General features: G+C 76.9%; 1 pseudogene. It reads right to left on the reverse strand.

The window, feature by feature from the left end:
- A pseudogene (locus GT354_RS21615) lies at positions 1–299 on the reverse strand (3D-(3,5/4)-trihydroxycyclohexane-1,2-dione acylhydrolase (decyclizing)); the annotation flags it as partial.

The raw sequence follows: 299 nt of genomic DNA on the forward strand, positions 1-299 counted from the left end.
GCTCCACCCGCGCAACGCCGCGGCCAGCGCGTCCAGGCCGGCCCGGGCGTCCGCGACCAGGGCCACGCCGGCGTGCTTGGCCGCGTCGAAGGCGGCGATGTTGAGGTTGACGAACCGCACGTCGGGGTCGGCGAACACGGTGCGCGACGCGGTGGTGAAGTCCTGCCACCGGGTGCCGACGCCGATCACCACGTCGGCGGTGTGCGCGAGCGCGTTGGCGGCGGTGCTGCCGGTGTGGCCGATCCCGCCGACCGCGGCCGGGTGGCCGTGCGGCAGCGCCGCCTTGCCCGCCTGGGTGA

The sequence above is a fragment of the Streptomyces sp. SID3343 genome (assembly GCF_009865215.1).
In the GTDB taxonomy this organism is placed as follows: domain Bacteria; phylum Actinomycetota; class Actinomycetes; order Streptomycetales; family Streptomycetaceae; genus Embleya.